This window comes from Idiomarina loihiensis, assembly GCF_024584785.1.
Lineage (GTDB): Bacteria > Pseudomonadota > Gammaproteobacteria > Enterobacterales > Alteromonadaceae > Pseudidiomarina > Pseudidiomarina fusca.
Genome location: NZ_CP074112.1, coordinates 753,567 through 774,350, shown reverse-complemented (window position 1 = coordinate 774,350; position 20,784 = coordinate 753,567). Strand labels below are relative to the sequence as shown.

23 protein-coding genes are annotated in these 20,784 nt (G+C 46.5%); 9 read left to right on the top strand and 14 right to left on the bottom strand.

The genetic code is table 11. The features are described from left to right. Positions 1–24: 24 nt before the first annotated feature. From pyrH to rpsB, 3 genes are all read right to left on the bottom strand, one after another. A complete protein-coding gene (gene pyrH, locus KGF88_RS03575; protein ID WP_153826120.1) occupies positions 25–771 on the bottom strand; it encodes a UMP kinase in 747 nt (248 codons plus the stop codon). Positions 772–1,034: 263 nt separating this feature from the next. Beyond that, complete coding sequence (gene tsf / locus KGF88_RS03570; protein WP_110075234.1) at positions 1,035–1,916, bottom strand: translation elongation factor Ts; 882 nt, start codon at positions 1,914–1,916, stop codon at positions 1,035–1,037. Positions 1,917–1,946: 30 nt separating this feature from the next. Further along, the gene (rpsB, locus tag KGF88_RS03565) at positions 1,947–2,675 is read right to left on the bottom strand and encodes a 30S ribosomal protein S2 (RefSeq protein ID WP_110075235.1); all 729 of its coding nucleotides are present in this window, start codon (positions 2,673–2,675) and stop codon (positions 1,947–1,949) included. A 266-nt stretch (positions 2,676–2,941) separates the two neighbouring features. Here rpsB and map point away from each other — a divergent pair, with 266 nt between their 5' ends. From map to dapD, 3 genes are read left to right on the top strand one after another with little or no spacing between them, the layout of a single operon-like run. Beyond that, the gene (gene map / locus KGF88_RS03560) at positions 2,942–3,730 is read left to right on the top strand and encodes a type I methionyl aminopeptidase (protein ID WP_153826119.1); all 789 of its coding nucleotides are present in this window, start codon (positions 2,942–2,944) and stop codon (positions 3,728–3,730) included. Between the two features lie 35 nt (positions 3,731–3,765). Beyond that, positions 3,766–6,429, top strand: a complete 2,664-nt coding sequence (glnD, locus tag KGF88_RS03555; protein WP_153826118.1) for a [protein-PII] uridylyltransferase — start codon at positions 3,766–3,768, stop codon at positions 6,427–6,429. Between the two features lie 18 nt (positions 6,430–6,447). After that, positions 6,448–7,272 carry a 2,3,4,5-tetrahydropyridine-2,6-dicarboxylate N-succinyltransferase gene (gene dapD, locus KGF88_RS03550; RefSeq protein ID WP_153826117.1) on the top strand — a complete coding sequence of 275 codons (825 nt, stop codon included), beginning with the start codon at positions 6,448–6,450 and terminating at the stop codon, positions 7,270–7,272. Here dapD and truC read toward each other — a convergent pair. Both truC and KGF88_RS03540 read right to left on the bottom strand, forming a co-directional pair. Beyond that, entirely contained in the window at positions 7,244–7,981 is a 738-nt protein-coding gene (gene truC / locus KGF88_RS03545) for a tRNA pseudouridine(65) synthase TruC (protein ID WP_153826116.1), read from the bottom strand. The two genes, dapD and truC, sit on opposite strands and share 29 nt — an antisense overlap. Then, entirely contained in the window at positions 7,981–8,325 is a 345-nt protein-coding gene (locus KGF88_RS03540; RefSeq protein ID WP_110075240.1) for a YqcC family protein, read from the bottom strand. Before KGF88_RS03540 ends, truC begins: the two co-directional genes overlap by 1 nt. A 73-nt stretch (positions 8,326–8,398) precedes the next feature. Between KGF88_RS03540 and KGF88_RS03535 the strand changes: the two genes are divergently transcribed. Together KGF88_RS03535 and KGF88_RS03530 are read left to right on the top strand one after the other, a co-directional pair. Next, positions 8,399–9,448 carry a DUF3549 family protein gene (locus tag KGF88_RS03535; protein WP_153826115.1) on the top strand — a complete coding sequence of 350 codons (1,050 nt, stop codon included), beginning with the start codon at positions 8,399–8,401 and terminating at the stop codon, positions 9,446–9,448. A gap of 25 nt (positions 9,449–9,473) precedes the next feature. After that, positions 9,474–9,782: a DUF3301 domain-containing protein gene (locus KGF88_RS03530; protein ID WP_110075242.1), complete on the top strand. Its 309-nt coding sequence runs from the start codon at positions 9,474–9,476 to the stop codon at positions 9,780–9,782. Here the strand turns inward: KGF88_RS03530 and KGF88_RS03525 are convergent. From KGF88_RS03525 to syd, 3 genes are read right to left on the bottom strand one after another with little or no spacing between them, the layout of a single operon-like run. Continuing rightward, positions 9,779–10,159 carry a DUF962 domain-containing protein gene (locus KGF88_RS03525; RefSeq protein ID WP_153826114.1) on the bottom strand — a complete coding sequence of 127 codons (381 nt, stop codon included), beginning with the start codon at positions 10,157–10,159 and terminating at the stop codon, positions 9,779–9,781. The two genes, KGF88_RS03530 and KGF88_RS03525, sit on opposite strands and share 4 nt — an antisense overlap. Next, positions 10,083–10,775 (bottom strand): GNAT family N-acetyltransferase, encoded by a 693-nt coding sequence (locus KGF88_RS03520; RefSeq protein ID WP_153826113.1) that lies wholly within the window; start codon positions 10,773–10,775, stop codon positions 10,083–10,085. The genes KGF88_RS03525 and KGF88_RS03520 overlap by 77 nt, the downstream gene beginning before the upstream one ends. A 52-nt stretch (positions 10,776–10,827) precedes the next feature. Continuing rightward, on the bottom strand, positions 10,828–11,385 hold the full coding sequence (gene syd / locus KGF88_RS03515; protein WP_110075245.1) for a SecY-interacting protein: 558 nt from the start codon (positions 11,383–11,385) through the stop codon (positions 10,828–10,830). 117 nt (positions 11,386–11,502) lie between these two features. On the opposite strand from syd, the gene queF reads away from it, so the two are divergent. From queF to KGF88_RS03495, 4 genes are all read left to right on the top strand, one after another. Beyond that, complete coding sequence (gene queF, locus KGF88_RS03510) at positions 11,503–12,336, top strand: NADPH-dependent 7-cyano-7-deazaguanine reductase QueF (protein WP_110075246.1); 834 nt, start codon at positions 11,503–11,505, stop codon at positions 12,334–12,336. Positions 12,337–12,367: 31 nt separating this feature from the next. Continuing rightward, positions 12,368–13,723, top strand: a complete 1,356-nt coding sequence (gene ppnN / locus KGF88_RS03505; RefSeq protein ID WP_153826112.1) for a nucleotide 5'-monophosphate nucleosidase PpnN — start codon at positions 12,368–12,370, stop codon at positions 13,721–13,723. Positions 13,724–13,773: 50 nt separating this feature from the next. Then, a complete protein-coding gene (locus KGF88_RS03500) occupies positions 13,774–14,136 on the top strand; it encodes a DUF3192 domain-containing protein (RefSeq protein WP_110075248.1) in 363 nt (120 codons plus the stop codon). Between the two features lie 108 nt (positions 14,137–14,244). Then, a complete protein-coding gene (locus KGF88_RS03495) occupies positions 14,245–15,249 on the top strand; it encodes an isocitrate dehydrogenase (RefSeq protein ID WP_110075249.1) in 1,005 nt (334 codons plus the stop codon). Positions 15,250–15,325: 76 nt separating this feature from the next. On the opposite strand, the gene rlmM is transcribed toward KGF88_RS03495, so the two are convergent. Genes rlmM through KGF88_RS03465 form a run of 6 tightly spaced genes read right to left on the bottom strand, consistent with a single transcriptional unit; the run spans position 15,326 to position 20,770 of the window. After that, the gene (gene rlmM / locus KGF88_RS03490) at positions 15,326–16,417 is read right to left on the bottom strand and encodes a 23S rRNA (cytidine(2498)-2'-O)-methyltransferase RlmM (RefSeq protein ID WP_110075250.1); all 1,092 of its coding nucleotides are present in this window, start codon (positions 16,415–16,417) and stop codon (positions 15,326–15,328) included. A gap of 8 nt (positions 16,418–16,425) precedes the next feature. Continuing rightward, positions 16,426–17,046 (bottom strand): alpha/beta fold hydrolase, encoded by a 621-nt coding sequence (locus KGF88_RS03485; protein ID WP_153826111.1) that lies wholly within the window; start codon positions 17,044–17,046, stop codon positions 16,426–16,428. Next, complete coding sequence (locus KGF88_RS03480) at positions 17,039–17,938, bottom strand: transcriptional regulator GcvA (protein ID WP_110075252.1); 900 nt, start codon at positions 17,936–17,938, stop codon at positions 17,039–17,041. Before KGF88_RS03480 ends, KGF88_RS03485 begins: the two co-directional genes overlap by 8 nt. 10 nt (positions 17,939–17,948) lie before the next feature. Beyond that, positions 17,949–18,713 carry an SDR family oxidoreductase gene (locus KGF88_RS03475; RefSeq protein WP_153826110.1) on the bottom strand — a complete coding sequence of 255 codons (765 nt, stop codon included), beginning with the start codon at positions 18,711–18,713 and terminating at the stop codon, positions 17,949–17,951. Positions 18,714–18,723: 10 nt separating this feature from the next. Beyond that, positions 18,724–19,617, bottom strand: a complete 894-nt coding sequence (mmsB, locus tag KGF88_RS03470; protein WP_153826109.1) for a 3-hydroxyisobutyrate dehydrogenase — start codon at positions 19,615–19,617, stop codon at positions 18,724–18,726. A gap of 31 nt (positions 19,618–19,648) precedes the next feature. Beyond that, a complete protein-coding gene (locus tag KGF88_RS03465; protein ID WP_153826108.1) occupies positions 19,649–20,770 on the bottom strand; it encodes an enoyl-CoA hydratase/isomerase family protein in 1,122 nt (373 codons plus the stop codon). Positions 20,771–20,784: the final 14 nt, after the last annotated feature.

Below are 20,784 nucleotides of genomic sequence, written 5' to 3'. Positions count from 1 at the left end.
CTTATGTCTTGCTCGTACGCTTGATTATGCGGGGTTAAGCATGCTTTCACTAGCAATAAGTGTACCTTCTTCTTCGCCCATAATCACGGCTCTTAATGCACCTGGCTTATTCATATTAAAGACACGAATAGGAAGATTGTGGTCACGGGCTAGCGTAAATGCCGCTAAATCCATTACTTTAAGTTGTTTTTGTAGCACTTCATCGTAACTGATCTGGCGGTACAGTTGCGCATTGGGGTCTTTAACCGGGTCTGCCGAGTAGACACCATCCACTTTAGTTCCTTTAAGCACTAAATCTGCTTCGATCTCAATACCTCGTAAACAAGCGGCCGAGTCTGTAGTAAAGAATGGATTACCGGTACCCGCAGAGAAAATCACCACACGGCCAGACTTGAGCAAACTAATAGCATCGGCCCAGTTGTAGCTATCGCACACACCGTTAAGCTCTATTGCCGACATTAGGCGAGCATTAACAAAAGCACGATGCAACGCATCACGCATTGCTAAACCATTCATTACGGTTGCTAACATACCCATGTGGTCGCCCACAACTCGATTCATTCCGGCCTTTGCTAAACCTTCACCACGAAATAGGTTGCCACCACCAATGACCAAGCCAACTTGCACCCCAAGCTCTACTAATTCTTTAATTTCCTGAGCCATGCGATCAAGTACTTTGGCATCAATACCAAAAGACTCATCTCCCATTAAGGCTTCACCGCTCAATTTTAATAAAACGCGGCGATAGCTCGGTTTGCTACTTGGTGTCATAGGTTCGCTCCATGTTCAGGTCGTTATACTAACAGATACTTAAAGTTAGCTGCGAGATAGGCCTAGGTACTACTCATCAGCCATCTTATTGGTGTTTATTGTTGTGCTATTCCAGCCTTAGGTCCAGCGCTTTTTGCTACTTTAACTGGATATTCTGAATCTAGTTTATCAACCAAACTAGGTTACTCATAAAAAAACCGCATCATGCCAACCATGATGCGGTTTTCATTAACAACTTAGCAGTTTAGCCACAGAACTTAGCATTACGCCTTGTTCGCTGCTGCTGCCATTTGTGCTTGTACTTCAGCTGCGAAATCTTCTGATTTCTTCTCAATGCCTTCACCTACTTCGTAACGTACGAAAGTAACTACGTCGGCACCTTTAGATTTCAGCAAATCAGCAACAGTAATCGCTGGATCTTTCACGAACGCCTGACCAGTTAAGCTGATCTCGCCAGTGAACTTACGCATACGGCCTTCAACCATTTTCTCAGCGATGTCTTGTGGCTTACCACTTTGCATTGCGATATCTAGTTGAATTGCGCGCTCTTTCTCAACCACTTCTGCTGATACATCTTCAGGCTTCACAAACTGTGGAGCGCTGGCTGCAACATGCATAGCGATGTCTTTAGCTAACTCATTGTCGCCACCGGTAAGTGCAACTAGTACACCAATACGGCCGCCGTGAACATAGCTTTCTACCACGTCAGCACCAGAGATGGTCATCACGCGGCGAACGTTCATGTTCTCGCCAATTTTAGCAACTAAAGCTTCACGTACTTCTTCTACGGTGCCGCCTTCGATTGCTGTAGCCTTAAGCGCATCAACATCAGTTTCTTTATTAGCAAAAGCCGCGTTGATAACTTTATCACCGAAAGCTAAGAAGCTTTCGTCACGTGCAACGAAGTCAGTTTCGCAGTTAAGCTCAACCAAAGTACCGGTGTTGCCTTCAGTTTTGGTCAGGATTACACCTTCAGCGGCTACGCGACCTGCTTTTTTAGCAGCTTTCGCTTGACCACTTTTACGCATGTTTTCGATCGCCGCTTCGATATCGCCGCCGGTCTCTTCCAATGCTTTTTTGCAATCCATCATGCCAGCGCCAGTGCGCTCGCGCAGTTCTTTAACCAGAGCTGCTGTAATAGCCATGTACTTGTCCTCTAATCAGATGACTTAAAATTATTCAGTTTCAGCTTCAACGAAATCGTCTGCAGAACCTTCAACAACAACGCCACGAGCATCGTTGATAGCAGCTGCAGCAGCGTTCAAGTACAGTTGTACTGCACGAATCGCGTCGTCGTTACCTGGAATGACATAATCAACGCCATCAGGGTTTGAGTTGGTATCAACCACAGAGATAACTGGAATACCTAGGTTGTTAGCTTCTTTGATCGCGATGTGTTCGTGATCTGCATCGATAACAAACAATACGTCTGGCAAGCCAGCCATATCTTTAATACCGCCTAAGCTCTTCTCTAGTTTTTCCATTTCACGGGTGTTAACCAACGCTTCTTTTTTGGTCAACTTGTCGAAAGTACCGTCTTGGCTCATGGTTTCAAGCTCTTTTAAACGCTTGATTGATTGACGTACGGTTTTCCAGTTCGTCAACATACCACCTAACCAACGGTGATTTACGTAAAACTGTTTGCAGCTAATCGCGGCTTCTTGTACTGATTCAGAAGCAGCGCGCTTGGTACCAACAAACAACACTTTGCCTTTGTTGCTAGCAACGTGCTGTAAAAAGTTCAACGCGTCGTTGAACATAGGCACAGTTTTTTCTAAGTTGATGATATGAATCTTGTTACGAGCGCCAAAAATGAACGGCTTCATTTTTGGGTTCCAGAAGCGAGTTTGGTGACCGAAGTGTACACCAGCTTTCAGCATGTCACGCATAGACACGTTTGCCATGATTATTTTCCTTTGTAAGGGGTTATGCCTCCATACATCCCATAGTTCGACTCATCCGCAGCTAACGTCTTATCGCTGCATCGAGCACCCCGAGCTATGTGTCGATGTATGTGTGTGTTTAAGTTAATGGTTATGCAATTCGAAATTGCGGGCGCTTTATAACATAAGCAGCCCCATTTAGCAACAATTTAAGGGCTGTTTTAGGCTTCACCGAAGCGCTACAAACTGCTAGAATATCGTCCACATTTGCTAACTGAAACATGAGCATGAGCATTTCAATTAAAACCCCTGAAGAAATCGAGAAAATGCGCGCTGCAGGTCGTTTGGCAGCAGCCGTATTAGAAATGATTGAACCCCACATCAAAGCCGGGGTAACCACCGCAGAAATCGATCAAATTTGCCACGACTACATCATTGCGCATGGGGCAATTCCAGCTCCGCTAAACTATCATGGCTTTCCGAAATCGGTATGCACCTCACTGAATCATGTGGTGTGCCATGGCATTCCAAACGAGAAGCCTCTCAAAGACGGCGACATCATGAACTTAGATGTCACCGTCAAGTTAGATGGCTATCATGGTGATACCTCAAAGATGTTTGTGATAGGTAAACCAAGTATTTTGGCTGAGCGCTTGATGCGCGTGACGCAAGAATGTCTCTATCAAGCCATTCACATGGTGAAACCTGGTCTGCGGACAGGTGATTTCGCTGCAGTCATTCAAAAACATGCCGAGCAGCATGGTTATTCTATTGTGCGTGAGTACTGCGGCCATGGTATTGGCGCCGTGTTTCATGAAGAACCACAAATCTTGCACTATGGTACCGCCGGTACGGGTGATGTTTTACAACCAGGCATGTGCTTTACCATTGAACCTATGGTGAATGCGGGTAAACGCCACACCAAATTGATGCGTGACGGCTGGACAGTACTCACTAAAGATCGCAGTTTAAGTGCACAGTGGGAACACACCTTGCTGGTTACCGAGGATGGAGTTGAAGTATTGACCTTGCGCAGTGATGAAGACCTCCCCCGAGTGATCAAACATGCCAACTAAATAAGATTGGCAATAACCTAACGCGAGATACAGCGATGACGCCTGCACCAGCACCTCAGTGGCCCGCCACTATTACTCTTGCCAGCGGGCGTGATTGCTTAGAACGCTACCAACATTGGTCAGCTGAAGCTTTCATTACTGCCGACATTGATTTTTTGCTGCAGCATCGCAGCCAATTTATGGATGCTATGCTACAGCAGCTTTGGCAGCAATTTGGTCTCGCCAGTGATCAGTTGTGCCTCTTCGCGGTAGGCGGGTATGGTCGCGGAGTGTTACACCCCTATTCTGATATCGACCTACTTATTCTGTACCAATCACCTTTGACGGATGCCCAACAGCAAGCCGTACGTGAACTCATTCAATTACTGTGGGATCTGCGCTTAGAAGTTGGCCACAGTGTGCGTAACACCGCCGAGTGCCTTACTCAAGCAGAAGCTGATGTTACCGTTGCAACCAGCCTGTTAGAACAACGTTTGATCGCTGGCGATGAGCCTATCGCACAGCAATTTAATCTACTTATTCAACAGCAATTCCCATGGACTAGTCGCGCTTTTTATCAAGCCAAACTCACTGAACAACAAAGTCGTCATCAGCACTATCATGGCACTTCTTATAATCTCGAGCCTAATGTTAAAAGTAGCCCAGGTGGGTTGCGTGATATTCAAACCATTGGTTGGATCGCTAAACGCCATTTTCAAACCCAATCCGATGAGAGCTTAGTACAGCATGGCTACATTACGGCGGCAGAACTTCTAGAGCTACGCGAGTACCACGACTTACTAGCCCGCATCCGTTTTGCCTTGCATTTAGAGGCAGGCAAAGCTGAAGATCGATTACTGTTCGACTATCAACCAGGGGTGGCAGCACGGCTAGGATATGGTGAGCCAGGCAAACGCAGCGTTGAAGCCATGATGAAAGACTACTTTAACGCTGTCGTCGGGGTTAATGAGCTCAACAATATGCTCTTGCAGTTTTTTGAGCAGGATATCTTAGCTAGTCATGCGCAATTACAGCGACAACCTTTACCCTGCTCTCGATGGGCCCAAGAGAAGGCTCAGCAGCAAGGCTTAACTAAGCCTGAACCCATGTTTGAGCAAATTGGACAAAGTATTGCGGCTATCCAGGATCACGTATTTAATACCCCTTGGCATTTACTTGAATTTTTATTAGTGATCGCCAACCATCCAAGTATTACTCATATTCAAGCTCATACGGTACGCTTGCTTCGGCATGCGCGAACGCAATTGCGCCAACCGCTAAGCAGCGACCCTCAATGTCGCCAGTTGTTCCTAGCACTATTACGCCATCCACATGGCGCTGGAACTGCCTTTCGACTGATGCATCAACATCAGTTGATGGCGCATTATTTGCCACCTTGGCAACAAATTGTCGGGCAAATGCAGTTTGATTTATTTCACGCCTATACTGTTGATGAACACACCTATCGCTTGGTGAGAAATATCCATCGCTATCGTGATGCAGAGTATCAACATGAATTTCCTTTATGTGCAGAACGAATGGCGGCTATGGATAAGCCAGAGCTATTATTTTTAGCGGCTATTTTTCATGATATTGCCAAAGGGCGTGGCGGTGATCACTCAGAATTAGGTGAGCGCGACGCTCTAAATTTCGCCCAACAACACGAGCTCCCGCCTGATGATGGAGCCCTAGTTGCATGGTTGGTTCGCCATCATTTGTTGATGTCTGTAACTGCGCAGAAACGTGATATCCATGATCCTGAGGTGGTGAAACAATTTGCTGAAGTGGTGCAAACCAGTACCCGTTTAGATTACTTGTATTGTCTTACAGTAGCCGATATTCGTGCCACCAATAGCACCTTGTGGAACAACTGGAAAGCAACCCTACTAGAGAATCTATATCACGCAACCAAACAATTTTTAGCGCAAAATAAACCTAATGCAGCCACCGAAATGCGTCACCGCATTCACCAGCATCAAGCCCATGCTATGGGGCTGCTACTTAGTGCAGGATTTCAAGCACAAGCAATCCAAGAGTTGTGGGGACGTTTTACCGCGGACTATTTTTTACGTCATCAACCAGAACAAATTGCCTGGCATTCACAGCACATCTTGTTGGTGCAGTCCGATGAACAGTTACCTCTCATTTTGTTAGGTGACGAGAACAATCAAGGCACCACCGAATTGTTCATTTATCATTTGGAACATGAACACCTTTTTGCCGCAGTTGCAGCCGTGCTTGATAGCCAAAATTTAAGCATCCACGACGCCCAAATCTTAGCTACTCGGGATGGTTATGTGATGGATACCTTTGTGGTGTTACAACATGATGGCCAACCATTAACCGATAGCCGCCATATCGAGTCATTGAAACAACAACTACACGATGTGCTGCGCAAACGCCAGCCAGTACCTAGCGGCCAACGTCGATTGCCCCGGCGCTTGCGCAATTTTAATGTGGTTACCAAAGTTGATTTTGTCAGTGAGCGCAATCCACGCCGTACAGCGTTTGAATTAGTTGCGCTCGACCGACCCGGCCTAGTTGCGCGCGTAGCAAAAGTTATGCAAACACTAGATTTAAATATCTTGGCCGCTAAAATCACCACCGTTGGCGAACAAGCTGAAGACCTTTTTATTGTTACCTCGCGCCGCAACCAAGCGCTGACTCACGAACAAAAGCAACAGTTACGAGAACAAATTATTACTGCTTTAGATGATTAACTAAGAAAGGAATAAACCATGCAAGACATACAACAACGCATTGAAGCTGCATTTGAGCAACGTGCTAACATCAGCCCGACCGACATGCCCGCCGGCCTAGCCGATGACCTAGCACACGTGATTGACAGTATTGATAAGGGTGAATTACGAGTTGCAGAAAAAATCGATAACCAATGGGTTGTTCATCAATGGTTGAAAAAAGCCGTATTATTATCATTTCGCACCAACGACAATGGTCTCATGGAAGGCGGAGAAACACGGTTCTTTGATAAAGTACCAAGCAAATTTGCCAGTTACGATGAAGCTCGTTTTCGTGCTGAAGGCATGCGTGTAGTGCCTCCGGCACAAGTTCGTAAAGGCGCTTACATCGGCCGTAACGTAGTGTTAATGCCTTCTTACGTAAATATCGGTGCTTACGTTGATAGCGGAACCATGGTAGACACTTGGGCAACCGTAGGTTCGTGTGCGCAAATTGGTAAAAATGTGCATTTGTCAGGTGGCGTAGGAATTGGTGGTGTGCTTGAACCATTGCAAGCTAATCCAACAATTATTGAAGATAACTGTTTTATTGGGGCTCGCTCAGAGATTGTCGAGGGCGTTATTGTAGAGACTGGAGCCGTTATCTCCATGGGTGTTTACATCAGCCAAAGCACCCGTATTTACGATCGTGAAACCGGTGAGATTCATTATGGTCGGGTTCCTGCTGGTGCGGTGGTAGTGCCTGGTACACTACCAAGTAAAGACGGCACTCATGGGTTGTATGCCGCCATCATCGTGAAAAAAGTCGATGCACAAACCCGCGCTAAGGTAAGTATTAACGAGCTATTGCGGGCGGCTGATTAAAAATCAGCTCAAACTCTTTCGGAACAGCCAACTCAATAACAACTGGCTGTTCCGTAATTGGGTGCGGAAACTGCAGTGAGGTGGCTGCAAGCATTAATCGTGACAGACCAAATTGCTCACGAAAAAATCTGTTATGCCGCCCATCACCGTGATTTGAATCTCCAATAATCGGATGTCGCAGATGGGACATATGCCGGCGCAACTGATGCTTTCTGCCCGTTTGCGGTAATAAATGCATCAACGAATAGCGAGTGGTCGAATGACGTTTGCTTACCGCAAATGGTAATTCTACCTGACGTAGGCAACGGTACGCCGTCACCGCCGCCTGTGCTGCTTTGTTCGGATCAGCTTGGGCATCCGCTATTTTATCCAGCTCTTCTTTGAGTGGATAATCAAGAATGCCATCTCCTAAATAGCCACGCACTACTGCATGATACCCTTTTTGAATCTGACGCTGACTGAAGATCTCAGTCATCACGCGAGCACTAGCGGCTGATTTAGCGAATAATAAAATACCTGAGGTTGGCCGGTCCAAACGATGAACCGGATAAACTCGCTGGCCAATTTGATCACGAACCCGCTGCAACGCAAACTCTGTTGCCTCTTTCGCAATCCAACTGCGATGCACTAACAACCCACTAGGCTTATCAATAGCGATGAGCTCGTCATCCTCGAATAATACCGGTAACGGTAAAACAGCTTGGCTCATCAAACATCATCCGCAAGCGGGTCAGTACCACTTAAAAGCACATCAAACTCGCGCAACAGCGTGATTAAACTATCATGGTGGTCTAACTCATCACGATAAACATGCGTCGCCATCGGGCTCACGGCAATGTTCTGCGGCAATGGATGTTCAGAGTCTAAAATAGCCCACATCCGCGGTAACATAATAAACTGCAGCCACTGATGAAAATCTAGCGTATCCATAGCAAAAGGCTCGGTACTCGCCAAATCTTGCGCAGGTGGATGATGATTTTGCCATAATCCTAAACAGTTTAACTCAGCTTCAACTCGTTCTAATAAGCGCGCAGCGCGTTGACGTTGGTCCATGACTACCTCCACGACCTGATTTATCGTTATAATGGCGACATCTTTCAGCAAAAACGATTAGGTTGCAAGTTTAATGACCATCAATTACCTATCTGACCTACTTGAGCAAAGCCAAAGTGATTTCGTGGTGTACGATATGGGACGGCGGGTGGTGCCCATGGGCGCCGAACAATTCACAGCGATTTGTGCACAGCATCAGCCCTACCCATTTCCAACCCAACATCAGGCTTGGTTTGCTGTGGTGTTTTGGCCTAAATTAGCGACCAGCAAGGTTGAGCCTTACTTGTGGTTTTTACGTATGCCACTCGATGAACGAGGTTTGCTCAGCTTAACTGCACAACAAGACTTTATGACTCAAGTCATTACTTTGTTGGGGCAGCAAATTAGCGGAGCATTAACTGAGCAGCAGCAACAACAACTGCAGCAATCGGCCTATTTGTTTACTCCAGCTGAAGTAAAACGGGCAGCCCTACATGCGCAATTAAGTAAGCGCTGGCAGCGCCCTCCTTCAATTTATTATGAGCATGCCCAAAGCGAGTTATTAAGCCCTAGCAGCGAGGGTTGGCAGCAACTTGGCTTGCAAGGCATCCACGATGTCTGTCAGCGTCTAGAAAGCGACCAATATCTAACCACCAGCATTGCTGCGCAATGGCTAGATTATCCGGAACCTTTACAAAAGGCCCTCGCCGAAGCACTCGAGCATTGCCAAGCACCTGTTTACTTGTATCAACAGTTGATACCAAAGCTAACCGATGTTTCAAACTCGCAGCGATTGCAGACGTTACGGGCATTGGCTGGTGTTGCGCATAAGGCAGACGCTGCTCTCGATAACGAGTTACCTTTAGTGGCGGCCCTGACTGAATTACTACCGCACGCTAGCGCAGATGAGTTGGTTATTCTTGCGACACGGCTATGGCCCCTACTCCAAGGTGAGCTGTTACTTGAGTTTATGCAACGTCTGGCGGTGAGCCAGCCTAGCGAGCTGTTCGCTGGTATCGTCAGCGATTTATTACGAGTACCTAGCACCAGAACGCAGCTATTGATGCTACTGCAGCAACCTGAGTTGCCAGCTCCTGTAGCTGCGGCCTGGCAGCAGTTTATTATCAAGCAATCTCGTTCATGAATATTCGCGTCAAGGAAAGCTTGTTATGCAGTTAAGTGATGCCATGCTACTGATTTTTATTGGGTTTATTATTTTTCTCTTTTGGCAAGGGAGACGCCAAGCTGAACAGGCCCGACGTTACGCCGCTGCCTATTGTAAAAATCATCAACTTCAACTGCTAGATATTGCGTGGCAGGCCGGACGACCAGCACGGTTTGAACGCCATTGGGGGTGGCGCAGTAGTTATCAGTTTGCATTTAGCAGCGATGGCGAAAGCCGCTATGAAGGCGAACTGGTGATGTTGAACTTGCGCCTACTTGAGGTCAACACCCCAGCTTACCGTCTACCCGATTAGCTTGACTGGCGTTTTAGTCCTACTAATCGTTGCAAAAACTGACCGTACATAACCCAGTCACCCAATAATGAGTAAGCCGGATATTTGAAAGTAGCCGGCTTATTGTGTTCAAACACAAAATGCCCAAGCCAAGCAAAGCCGTAGCCTATTACTGGCACCAGTACTAATCCCCACCACTGCTGGGTAATTAAAACATAAGCCAACACCGCCAACACCAGGCTACTGCCAATATAATGCATAGCTCGACATTTGGGATTGGCATGCTCAGCTAAATAATAGGGATAAAATTCAGCAAACGTTTTAAACTGCACGACTAACCTCTTGTTCAGTTTCTGTAATGACAGCTCGCGGCTGAAACAGCAAAGTACCAACCACATTGCCTATCGTTAGCTCGGTAATGTCTTGATAGCCATGCTGATAAAACAGAGCGAGATGCTGAGGCTGGGTCACGTACACGGCAATCCCGCGTGACTGCGGCTCGTCCGCTAACATCGATTGCGCCGCTCGCACGAGTAAATCCCCCCATCCTTGCTGTTGATAACGCGGACTAACAGCAATAAATGCCAGCATATGATAATCATCACCTTCAATATGTTGTTGAATGATGGTTTCTTTTTCTATCAGCTGTTTGGTACTGACATAGCCTGCTGTCAACAACATCTTTAACCGCCAATGCCAATAACGACCGGGACCAAAACTTTTCCCTGGCTGGGTTAAACAGGCCACGCCAATTAAAGATTCGCCATCAAAGACGCCTACCATCGGCTGCTTAGCTTCCCAAAAGGCAGTGAGCTCTTCGCGAATGGCTGCGCGCAAGCGTTTCTCATAATCCGGCTTATCGGCTTGAAATAACGACATTAACAAGCTGTCATTAAAATAGGCTTGATACAACAATGACGCTGCGAGTTTTAAATCTTCGGCGACCAAATAAGTTAATTGTCCATCACGTAATTGCGCTGGATTAACCTTGTCTGAGTCATAAGTTTGATTCATTGAAAAACCCCATGCGTTTTATGGATAAATTTCAACCACCAAATTACTTGATTCAGATCAATTGGTCTACAACTCGCGGCGATAATTGTTGAATAAATTCTTGCAAAGATGGCGCAAGCTGTTGATGTTGTGGTTGCCCAACAAACTCCAACCCAACCACACCGCTATCATTATCTACCGTAATTAATAAATCATCGGACTCTTCTGCTAAACCAATGAAAAGTGTAATGGGTTGCTTCAACCGACGTTTCATCAATACATGTCCGGCTAAATTCGCTTGCAATCGCTCGGCATCTTCTGGGCCATGATTCTGCAGCAGCTGTAACGGGTGTTCCGCAAAGGTGACGGCTAAATCGGCCGCATACCAATGGCTGTAAAAGGCTTCTACCGAGTCATGCAGCGGCTGCTCCAGCGCATTGGCTAGATCAGTAAAGAGTAGTGGCTGCGTTTGTTTTACCGGTACCCAATGCACCCAATCCTGCTGTAGCGGTTGCTGATAAATAGGTGCCTGCCAATCTGGGTTAGCTTCAACCACTAGCGGTTGTCCAGCCTGTGCATAGGCACTTTGATATTGCGCTAACAAGTTATCCAGCGCGGTAGTCATTAACATGGCAAATGATCCCTCTATCAGTTTTATCGGTAAATGATTTTGCTAGCATCTAGCAACCGCCAAGGCTACAATGGCCGACTGCGTTAAAAACAGTAGTGTAACAGGTAATTTAATTCGATGAATCAACCACTAGCTCATTTAAATCTCGGGCAACCCACTCAGTACCCAACCGCCTACGATGCCAGCTTATTGCAAGCGGTACCAAGGCAGCTAAACCGTACTCCAATCGGCTTACCAGAAGCCCAGCCGTTACCCTTTCATGGTGACGACATTTGGCATGGCTATGAACTGTCATGGCTAAATCAACAGGGGCTGCCACAGGTAGCTTTAGCCGAATTCAGGGTAGCTTGTAATAGTCCAAATTTAATTGAGTCAAAATCGTTCAAGCTCTATCTAAATAGCTTTAACGATAGTCGTTTTGCCAGTTGGCAACAGGTGGAAACTCAGCTTAGTCATGATTTATCGGCTTGCGCACAAGCGCCAGTCAAGGTAAAACTAATGACGGTGCAACAAGCACAGCAACAGGCATTTGCCGATTTACCCGGCCAATGTATTGATAACCAAGATATAACTATCGATACCTACAACTATGCCCCGGAATTATTGCAGCCGAACGCACAAACGCAGCAGGTGTCAGAAATCTTACACAGTCACCTGTTAAAATCGAACTGTTTGATTACCAATCAACCCGATTGGGGTTCGGTGTTAATCAGCTATCGCGGTCGTCAAATCGACCAAGCTGCGCTGCTCCGTTATCTGGTGTCATTTCGGCACCACAATGAATTTCATGAACAGTGTGTTGAGCGTATATTCATGGACATTAAACGGCAGCTACAACCCGAACAATTAACCGTGTATGCACGTTATACCCGGCGTGGTGGACTCGACATTAATCCGTTTCGATCCGACTTCGAAACCACACCAACATCAGTCCGCCTGAGCCGGCAGTAATGATAAGAACGAAAAAGGAAAAGGAAAAGGAATGAAATTTACCATATCACCCCGTGGCAGTATGAGCTTACTGTCACAGCTAGAAATCAACCGCTTACAACAAACCAGTGACGAACAATTATATAAACTTTTTCGTAATTGTTGTTTAGCTGTATTAAATGCGGGAAGTACGACTGATAGTAGCGAAGAGATTTTTGAAAAATATAAAGACTTTGATGTCAATGTGATCAAGTGTGAGCGTGGTGTACAACTTGAGTTAGTAAACCCACCCGCTGAAGCTTTTGTTGATGGCAAATTGATTATCGGTATGCAGGAGTTGGTAGAAGCTGTCTTACGAGATATTCTCTTCACTGGTGAACGCTACAACGCCCAAACTCTAGACTCTGCCGACACCCATACGCTAACGCACGTGGTCTTTGATATTTTGCGTAATGCGCAAATGGTGCAGCCCAACTTAGATCCAAATGTGATTGTTTGCTGGGGTGGCCACTCCATTAACGAAGTAGAATATAAATATACCAAAGAAGTAGGTTACGAGCTTGGCCTGCGTAGTTTGAATATTTGTACCGGCTGTGGCCCAGGTGCCATGAAGGGCCCGATGAAAGGCGCCACAATCGGCCATGCTAAGCAACGTATTGCTGATGGTCGTTATTTAGGTTTCACCGAGCCAGGCATTATTGCAGCTGAGCCACCTAACCCGATTGTCAACGAATTGGTGATTCTACCTGATATTGAAAAACGTTTAGAAGCCTTTGTACGTTGTGCTCATGGTATCGTTATTTTCCCAGGTGGAGCCGGCACTGCTGAAGAACTTCTCTATATTCTAGGTATTCTGATGCATCCGCAAAACGAGCGTCAGGTATTCCCGCTGGTGCTTACCGGTCCAGAGAGTAGCCGTGGCTACTTCGAAGCTATTGACGACTTTGTTGCGGCAACTTTGGGCGATGAAGCACGCAAGCTTTATCAGATTATCGTTGCTGACCCAGCCGCTGTAGCTAAAGCGATGACGCAAGGTGCGCAGGCGGTGAAACAGTATCGTCGCGAAACTGGCGATTCGTACTGCTTCAACTGGACGCTCCACATTGATGAAGCATTTCAACGTCCGTTCGTGCCTAATCACGATAATGTGCGTAACTTGAATCTTCATACGGATCAAGAACCGCAAGCCTTAGCTGCGGACTTACGTCGTGCATTCTCAGCCATTGTAGCTGGTAACGTCAAAGACGAAGGCATTCGGGCTATTCGTCAACATGGGGTGTTCGAAATTCACGGCGAAAAAGAAATGATGAAGAAACTCGACGTATTATTACAAGCATTTGTCGAGCAAAGCCGGATGAAGCTACCGGGTTCGGTGTATCATCCTTGCTATCGAGTTGTTACTGATTAAGTACTAACTGTTTCATATCTTAACACCAAGGGAGTCTGCTCGTGTCAAAAATGCTCAAAGTGGTTTTAATTGGCTTTGCCATTTATGTTGCGGCAGCTGCCTTGCTGTTAAATCTATATCAAGCTGACCCTGAAAATATGAGTTGGCAAGAACGTGAGACTTTTAATCTAAAACAAATTGGTCGCTTAGATTTAGGCGCAGATAAAGGTGATGTGATCAGGCTGTTAGGTTCACCAGATATTAGCGAAGCAAAGGCCACTGCTGATGGCGAAGTCTTGGTACTCTTTTACCGAACTCATCACGTTAAATCAGATGGCATTACCACCCGTGACGAATGTACTCCGTTATTATTCAAGGACGATGCTTTAATCGCATGGGGAGCTGACGCTTATAGTGAGTATCAATCGTTTTAATGATCTACCCCACCGCAGTGTCATAGTACTTCTGCTATAATGCCCGCCAATTTAATCAAGCGTATTAGTCTTAGAAGTTTCACCGAAAGTTTTTAGAAGGTACCCCCAATGAGCACCACCATTACTGTGATTCCTGGCGATGGAATCGGTCCAGACATTATTGATGCAACCCTGAAAATCCTCGACCAAGCTGGTTGTGACTTTACCTATGAGTTTGCTGATGCCGGCTTAGCGGCCTTAGAGAAGACCGGCGAGTTATTACCACAGGCAACGCTTGATGCCATTGCTCGCAATAAGGCGACCTTGAAAGGGCCACTGACTACACCTGTCGGTGAAGGCTTTACATCCATTAACGTAAGCTTGCGTAAGCAATTTAATCTGTATGCTAATGTTCGTCCGGTAATCTCATTTAAAGGTACGAAAGCTCGCTACGAGAATATCGACATCATTACGGTTCGTGAAAATACCGAAGGCATGTATTCGGGCCTTGGCCAGGTCGTAAGCGATGATGGTAGCGAAGCCCAAGCTATGAGTAAAATCACTCGTACTGGTGCCGAACGTATTGTTCGCTTTGCCTATGAGTTAGCACAACGCGAAGGCCGCAAAAAAGTCACTATCGTGCATAAAGCTAATATTTTGAAATCAACCTCTGGTTTGTTTTTAAAAGTTGCCCGCGAAGTAGCGGCGCAATATCCAAGCATTCAAACTGACGAGATGATTGTTGATGCAGTATGTATGAAGTTGGTCATGAACCCAGAGCAGTTTGACGTGATTGTAACAACCAATTTATTTGGCGACATCTTGTCTGATTTGTGTGCTGGTTTAGTGGGTGGCTTAGGGATGGCACCAGGTGCCAACATCGGCGAAAACTCGGCTATTTTTGAAGCCGTGCATGGTTCAGCACCAGATATTGCCGGCCAAAACCTAGCTAACCCTACTTCTGTTATTCTTGCGGCTATTCAAATGCTTGAATACCTAGGTATGCAAGATAAAGCGAAGCGTATTCTAGCGGCTGTTACAGACGTGATTGCAAGTGGTGACCGCACTACCCGTGATTTAGGCGGTAACGGTGGTACTACGGACTTTACTCAAGCGGTTATTGAGCGTCTGTAAGCACATTCGCTTAGGATCACAAAAGGCGAGGTCTTATCCTCGCCTTTTTTCTTGCTAAAGCCTGTTTACTAAGCTGTTATAGCCAACGGATATGAACCGTCACTTCTTCGCGATCGTGATACAGTTGTTTGGCTTGTAGTTCAAATTTACCACTGCCCTGCTCAACCAAAGCTTGCTTTATCTGTGTCAGATATTCAGCAACAGCGGCATAACGCTTTTTCATCGGGAGCTTCAAATTGAAGATGGTCTCTTTACAGTCACCATCAATCAACCAACTGGTCATCAACTCACCTACTCGCGCAGGTTTCTCGACCATATCACAAACAAGCCAAGTTACATTCTTCTTTTTCGGACGGTACTTAAAGCCATCTTCTTGAATATGTTTTACTTGTCCCGTTTCCAATAAGCTCGGTGCCATCGGCCCATTATCAACTGCCTGAACCATCATTCCGCGCCGCACCAATTGGTAGGTCCAGCCGCCAGGTGAAGCGCCTAGATCAACTGCATTCATTCCGGAGCTGATGCGCTCTTCACGCTCATGCTCTGGCACAAAAACTTGAAAAGCTTCGTCTAGTTTGAGGGTTGAACGACTCGGCGCATCGCTCGGTGAGCGTAATCGAGGAATTCCCATCAACCAAGGCGACTGATTAAAAGAGTATGAATATCCTATAAGTACTTGCTGATTGCTTAAAAAGAAAGCGTGCAAGGTAGGTCGGCGGTCACTTTCTTTAACCGTTAACCAGTCGATTTTGCGTAATCCTTGTCGCAACGGCACGGTAAATTTACGACAAAACTTAGATAGTTCTTTGCCGTCATTGGTATCTGGCGTTTCTACTCGGATGTCGCCCGCAGGTTTTACCCCTGGGAATTTTTCACTCAGTTCATCATCCAGCAAGGCCACCTGAATAGCGCCGACTCGATCTTGCAGAGGTAGTTCGTTTAACTGCACCAACACCACAAAAAACTGACGAGTGAACATCAATTCTTTTAGGTTTAATTTTTTAGCTAGATGATCTGCTTCTTCGGGTTGGCAAACATACAGCACATAACCTTGCTGAGGTTGTGTTTGGCAATAGCCATAGATACCGAGCATCGCTGTTTTATCTTGCAGCTCTGCAGCACAATCGTTCTCAAATCCGGGCCGACAATAAGCCACAATTCCTGTCATGAAAAACCTCAAATACTCTCTATAATTGCATCAATGGCTTGTTGCCACATGTGCTCACGCACCAGACCACTGCGTTTGGTTGCTTCAAAGCTATGGTCACCACCATCAATCCAGCGCATCTGGACATTGTCGGGTAAAGAATAGCCTGCAACCTCGTCTGGCTTGCCAAAGCTATCACGCGTCCCCTGCACAATGAGATTGCTGGCACAATGATTAGCTAAATCTGTCACTCGTAACTGGTCCGGCTTACCCACCGGATGAAACGGAAAACCAAGGGCAACAGCATGTTTCGCTGCAACCTGATCGGCGATTCGAAAGGCCACTCGTGCTCCCATCGATTTCCCCAACACTAACAATGGCTTAGCATCATCAAACTGTTCAATGACTGTCGTCATTGTATGCTCTAACACGGCCATAGGATTCGGGGGGCGACGCCGCCCTGACTCCATAAACTGCTGCCAGTAAGGAAAATTAAAGCGCACCACATCAAAGCCCTGCAACGCCAGCCCTAGAGCCATAAATTGCATAAAATCACTTTGTAATCCGGCGCCTGCGCCATGAGCAAAAACGATGCGGGTGTGTCCATGCGGGTTATCTCGCTGCACGGCCACTCGCTGCGCTTTATTCATAACTATCCTCTTCTTCTTCGACAACTTGCAATAACCAGTTACGGAAGGTGGCGATTTTACCTACTTCTGCCTGAGAGTCACGACAAACTAAGTAAAATGATTTCTGTCGGGGTAAGGCTTCCGGGAAAATTTGAATAAGATGGCCTGCATCTATCTCTGGCTTCACCAGAACATTGTTAGCCAAAGCAATGCCTTGCCCATGAACCGCAGCCTTTAACGCTAAATTAGAATGACTAAAGATCGGACCGTTGTCGCCTTTGTTCTTGTCAATACCCACTAATTTAAACCAGTCTTTCCATGCGTTACGAGTTTCGTCGTGCAAGAGAGTATGGTTAAGCAGATCGCGCGGCTCACGCAATGGCTTGGTGCCGGTGAGTAATAGCGGCGAACAAACCGGAATTAAATATTCATTATGAAGTTTATAAGCACGTAGGCCTGGCCATTTCCCAGCACCATAGTAAATCGCCACGTCCACGTCATCAGTCAGGCTGCCATCAACTTCATCCACGGCCCGAATACGAACATCAATATCAGGATAAGCCTCACGAAAACGACTTAACCGAGGAACGAACCAGAGGATGGCAAAACTTGGCGGCAACGAGATCGTTAGCGAGCCTCGTTGACTGGCGAACTTGACCCGCTCTGTAGCTTGAACTAAATGATCAAAGAGTTCTTTTAGTTCTAAATAATAAGTTTGGCCCTCGGGCGTTAGTAATAACGCCCGATTACGCCTAAGAAAAAGCTGTACCCCCAGAAACTCTTCAAGCGCTTTCACCTGATGACTCACCGCAGCTTGGGTAACAAATAATTCATCCGCAGCGCGGGTAAAACTCAAGTGCCGAGCTGCAGCTTCAAAAGCTTTTAGAGCATTTAATGGGGGTAATTTTCGCATTTTTTCTCGTTTATAATCTGACTCCGCCGTCTATTTCTATCACACGACCGCTAAAAAAGTCATTCTCTATAATATACCGCGCACTGTGAGCAATCTCGTCTGGCTGACCCCAGCGGCGCAAAGGTACCATACTCAGAGCGCGTTCAATAGCTTCTGGTTTCATTTGTGCCGTCATTGGCGTTTCAATAAAGCCAGGAGCAATAGCACCACAGCGAATGCCAAAGCGACCTAATTCACGAGCCCAAGTCACTGTCATCGCCACGACGCCAGCTTTAGTTGCAGCGTAGTTGGTCTGTCCAATATTGCCAGAGCGTGCCACACTTGAAATATTAATGATAACCCCACCGTTGCCGGCCTTTGCCATATGGGCAGCGGCTTCACGTCCACAGAGGAAGCTACCAGTAAGATTGACATCTAATACCGATTGAAACTGTTGCAGTGGCATTTTGTGGGTGATTTCGCCATCTTTGCACTTAACCAACATACCATCGCGTAAAATACCGGCATTGTTAACTAGCACATTCAACTCGCCAAAGTCTGCGACAATCTGCTCGAAGGCTTGTTCAACAGCTGCTTCGTCGGTAACGTTAACCACGTAGCCTTGCGCTTGCATCGCACCTTTTGCAGTGCAAAGCTCACAAGCTTCAGCCAAGGTTTCAGCGTTCATATCAATTAACGCTAGTTTGGCACCAGCTGCCGCAAAATGCTCGGCCATAGCTCGGCCAAGCCCCTGGGCACCACCAGTAATCACAATTGTACTTGCAGAAATATTCATGCTTTTCCCATTACTTTTTATTGGCTTTTACAAAATTAAAGATACTCGAGAAGTCTTCACGACCGTGGCCTAATTGAGACCAGCTACGATATAAATTATGGGTTAAGGCACCCATCGGCGTAGCAGCACCACTGGCTAGTGCAGCTTGTTGCGCCAAACCTAGGTCTTTGCTCATCAAGTCTACTAAGAAGCCACCCTGATAATCATGACTAGAAGGCACATTATCCATCACTCCGGGGCATGGATTATATACATCTAAAGTCCAGTTACTGCCGGAGCTCTTCGACATGATTTCGGAGAGAACCGCGGCATCCAAACCGTGTGCGATGCCCAATTGTAGCGCTTCTGAGGTACCTACCATTAAAACTGACAGCAGCATATTGTTACAGATCTTGGCAATCTGTCCGGCGCCTAGTTCACCAGCTCGAAAAATATTTTTACCCATCGGCTGTAAAACTGCCTGTGCACGTGTCACTGCTGCTTCACTACCACCACAAATAAAGGTCAGGGTGCCAGCTTTAGCACCGCCTACGCCACCAGATACGGGAGCATCAATAAATTCGATACCGCGCTGCTGAAGCGCAGTTCCAACTTCTACCGCAGTAGCAGCACTTATAGTACTACAATCAATGACTAACGTATTTTCCGGTAACTGGTTAATTAAGCCTTGCTCGCCTAAATAAACGCCTTTTACATGAGCGTCTGCAGGCAGCATAGTAATCACAAACTCAGCCTGCTCTGCTGCTTGGCTTGCACTGCTAGCCGTTGCACAACCGGCTGCGGCCGCTGCAGTTAAAGCTGCTGCTGATAAATCAAAGACAGTAACCTGATGGCCACCCTTCACTAGATTGGCAGCCATCGGGCCACCCATATTGCCTAAACCAATAAATCCTACTGTTGCCATAACAACCTCGTTCTTATCATTTTTATCTTATTTAACCAAGATCTGCCAACGGATGCGGATGGCCTTGCCATGGCGCAGTAAACATCTCATCAACTGCTTCAGCAGGCACGTCTGCAACACTTGCATGGCGCCATTTTGGCTGCTTATCTTTATCGATTAATAGGGCTCGAATGCCTTCGGCAAAATCACCTTGTAAGGCACACCGCACCGACAAGGTTAATTCGAGACGGAAGCAATCAGCTAAGCTTAAATCAACCCCATGTTGTAACTGATTCCATACTAAATGGGCGGTCATCGGACAACCCGCTGCTAAATTTTGACGCGCCCGAGTTAACCACTTATCATCGTTGTTATCGGACAAAATAGCAGCCACAATGGCGGTTATATCATTGCCTTGGGTTAGCTTTTGCAGATGTAACTGATGCTTTTCAACCTGTCCGGCTGGGCGCAACACTGCATCGGCTTTGGCTAATTGAGAGAGCACGTCGGTAACTTTTTGCTGATTTAAAGCAGCGGTGTCACCCCACTTTATGCTCTGTAATTGCGTCAATACCTGCGGATAATGCTCACTAGCAATAAAATGATCCGCTAAATTTAAATAAAGAGCATCGGTCGCATTCATGTGTGCGCCTGTCAGCCCCAAAAACAAACCACAGCCCGCTGGCATCTGATTTAAAAAGTGTGTGGCACCCACATCTGGATAAAGACCGATGGTGACCTCTGGCATCGCTAACAACGACCGTTCGGTTACAATACGATGGCTCGCACCATTCATCAGCCCCATACCACCACCCATGACAATACCGTGTCCCCATACTACAAGCGGCTTAGGAAAAGTATGCAAAGCATAATCTAAACGGTATTCTTGACTAAAGAAATCAGCAATTTCATCAACCAAAACTCCAGGACTCGCCTGCATCGCATGATACATTGCAACGATGTCGCCACCGGCACAAAAGGCTTTATCACCGGCCCCCTGTAAGACCACACAAGCGATGCTATCATCGTCAGCCCACTGCTGGAGTTGTGGCATTAACAACTGAATCATCGCTAAGCTAAGGGCATTTAATGATTTTTCTGAATTTAATGTCGCAACGCCAATAGACTTGCCGTTTTGTCCTGGTAACGTCTCGAATAAGACAACTGAATTCATGTCACTCTCCTCTA

What these genes read in the sequence shown, in the direction of transcription:
- pyrH (WP_153826120.1), bottom strand. Translation starts at nt 771, where the DNA reads ATGACACCAAGTAGCAAACCGAGCTATCGCCGCGTTTTATTAAAATTG.
- tsf (WP_110075234.1), bottom strand. Translation starts at nt 1,916, where the DNA reads ATGGCTATTACAGCAGCTCTGGTTAAAGAACTGCGCGAGCGCACTGGC.
- rpsB (WP_110075235.1), bottom strand. Translation starts at nt 2,675, where the DNA reads ATGGCAAACGTGTCTATGCGTGACATGCTGAAAGCTGGTGTACACTTC.
- map (WP_153826119.1), top strand. Translation starts at nt 2,942, where the DNA reads ATGAGCATTTCAATTAAAACCCCTGAAGAAATCGAGAAAATGCGCGCT.
- glnD (WP_153826118.1), top strand. Translation starts at nt 3,766, where the DNA reads ATGACGCCTGCACCAGCACCTCAGTGGCCCGCCACTATTACTCTTGCC.
- dapD (WP_153826117.1), top strand. Translation starts at nt 6,448, where the DNA reads ATGCAAGACATACAACAACGCATTGAAGCTGCATTTGAGCAACGTGCT.
- truC (WP_153826116.1), bottom strand. Translation starts at nt 7,981, where the DNA reads ATGAGCCAAGCTGTTTTACCGTTACCGGTATTATTCGAGGATGACGAG.
- KGF88_RS03540 (WP_110075240.1), bottom strand. Translation starts at nt 8,325, where the DNA reads ATGGACCAACGTCAACGCGCTGCGCGCTTATTAGAACGAGTTGAAGCT.
- KGF88_RS03535 (WP_153826115.1), top strand. Translation starts at nt 8,399, where the DNA reads ATGACCATCAATTACCTATCTGACCTACTTGAGCAAAGCCAAAGTGAT.
- KGF88_RS03530 (WP_110075242.1), top strand. Translation starts at nt 9,474, where the DNA reads ATGCAGTTAAGTGATGCCATGCTACTGATTTTTATTGGGTTTATTATT.
- KGF88_RS03525 (WP_153826114.1), bottom strand. Translation starts at nt 10,159, where the DNA reads ATGTGGTTGGTACTTTGCTGTTTCAGCCGCGAGCTGTCATTACAGAAA.
- KGF88_RS03520 (WP_153826113.1), bottom strand. Translation starts at nt 10,775, where the DNA reads ATGAATCAAACTTATGACTCAGACAAGGTTAATCCAGCGCAATTACGT.
- syd (WP_110075245.1), bottom strand. Translation starts at nt 11,385, where the DNA reads ATGTTAATGACTACCGCGCTGGATAACTTGTTAGCGCAATATCAAAGT.
- queF (WP_110075246.1), top strand. Translation starts at nt 11,503, where the DNA reads ATGAATCAACCACTAGCTCATTTAAATCTCGGGCAACCCACTCAGTAC.
- ppnN (WP_153826112.1), top strand. Translation starts at nt 12,368, where the DNA reads ATGAAATTTACCATATCACCCCGTGGCAGTATGAGCTTACTGTCACAG.
- KGF88_RS03500 (WP_110075248.1), top strand. Translation starts at nt 13,774, where the DNA reads ATGCTCAAAGTGGTTTTAATTGGCTTTGCCATTTATGTTGCGGCAGCT.
- KGF88_RS03495 (WP_110075249.1), top strand. Translation starts at nt 14,245, where the DNA reads ATGAGCACCACCATTACTGTGATTCCTGGCGATGGAATCGGTCCAGAC.
- rlmM (WP_110075250.1), bottom strand. Translation starts at nt 16,417, where the DNA reads ATGACAGGAATTGTGGCTTATTGTCGGCCCGGATTTGAGAACGATTGT.
- KGF88_RS03485 (WP_153826111.1), bottom strand. Translation starts at nt 17,046, where the DNA reads ATGAATAAAGCGCAGCGAGTGGCCGTGCAGCGAGATAACCCGCATGGA.
- KGF88_RS03480 (WP_110075252.1), bottom strand. Translation starts at nt 17,938, where the DNA reads ATGCGAAAATTACCCCCATTAAATGCTCTAAAAGCTTTTGAAGCTGCA.
- KGF88_RS03475 (WP_153826110.1), bottom strand. Translation starts at nt 18,713, where the DNA reads ATGAATATTTCTGCAAGTACAATTGTGATTACTGGTGGTGCCCAGGGG.
- mmsB (WP_153826109.1), bottom strand. Translation starts at nt 19,617, where the DNA reads ATGGCAACAGTAGGATTTATTGGTTTAGGCAATATGGGTGGCCCGATG.
- KGF88_RS03465 (WP_153826108.1), bottom strand. Translation starts at nt 20,770, where the DNA reads ATGAATTCAGTTGTCTTATTCGAGACGTTACCAGGACAAAACGGCAAG.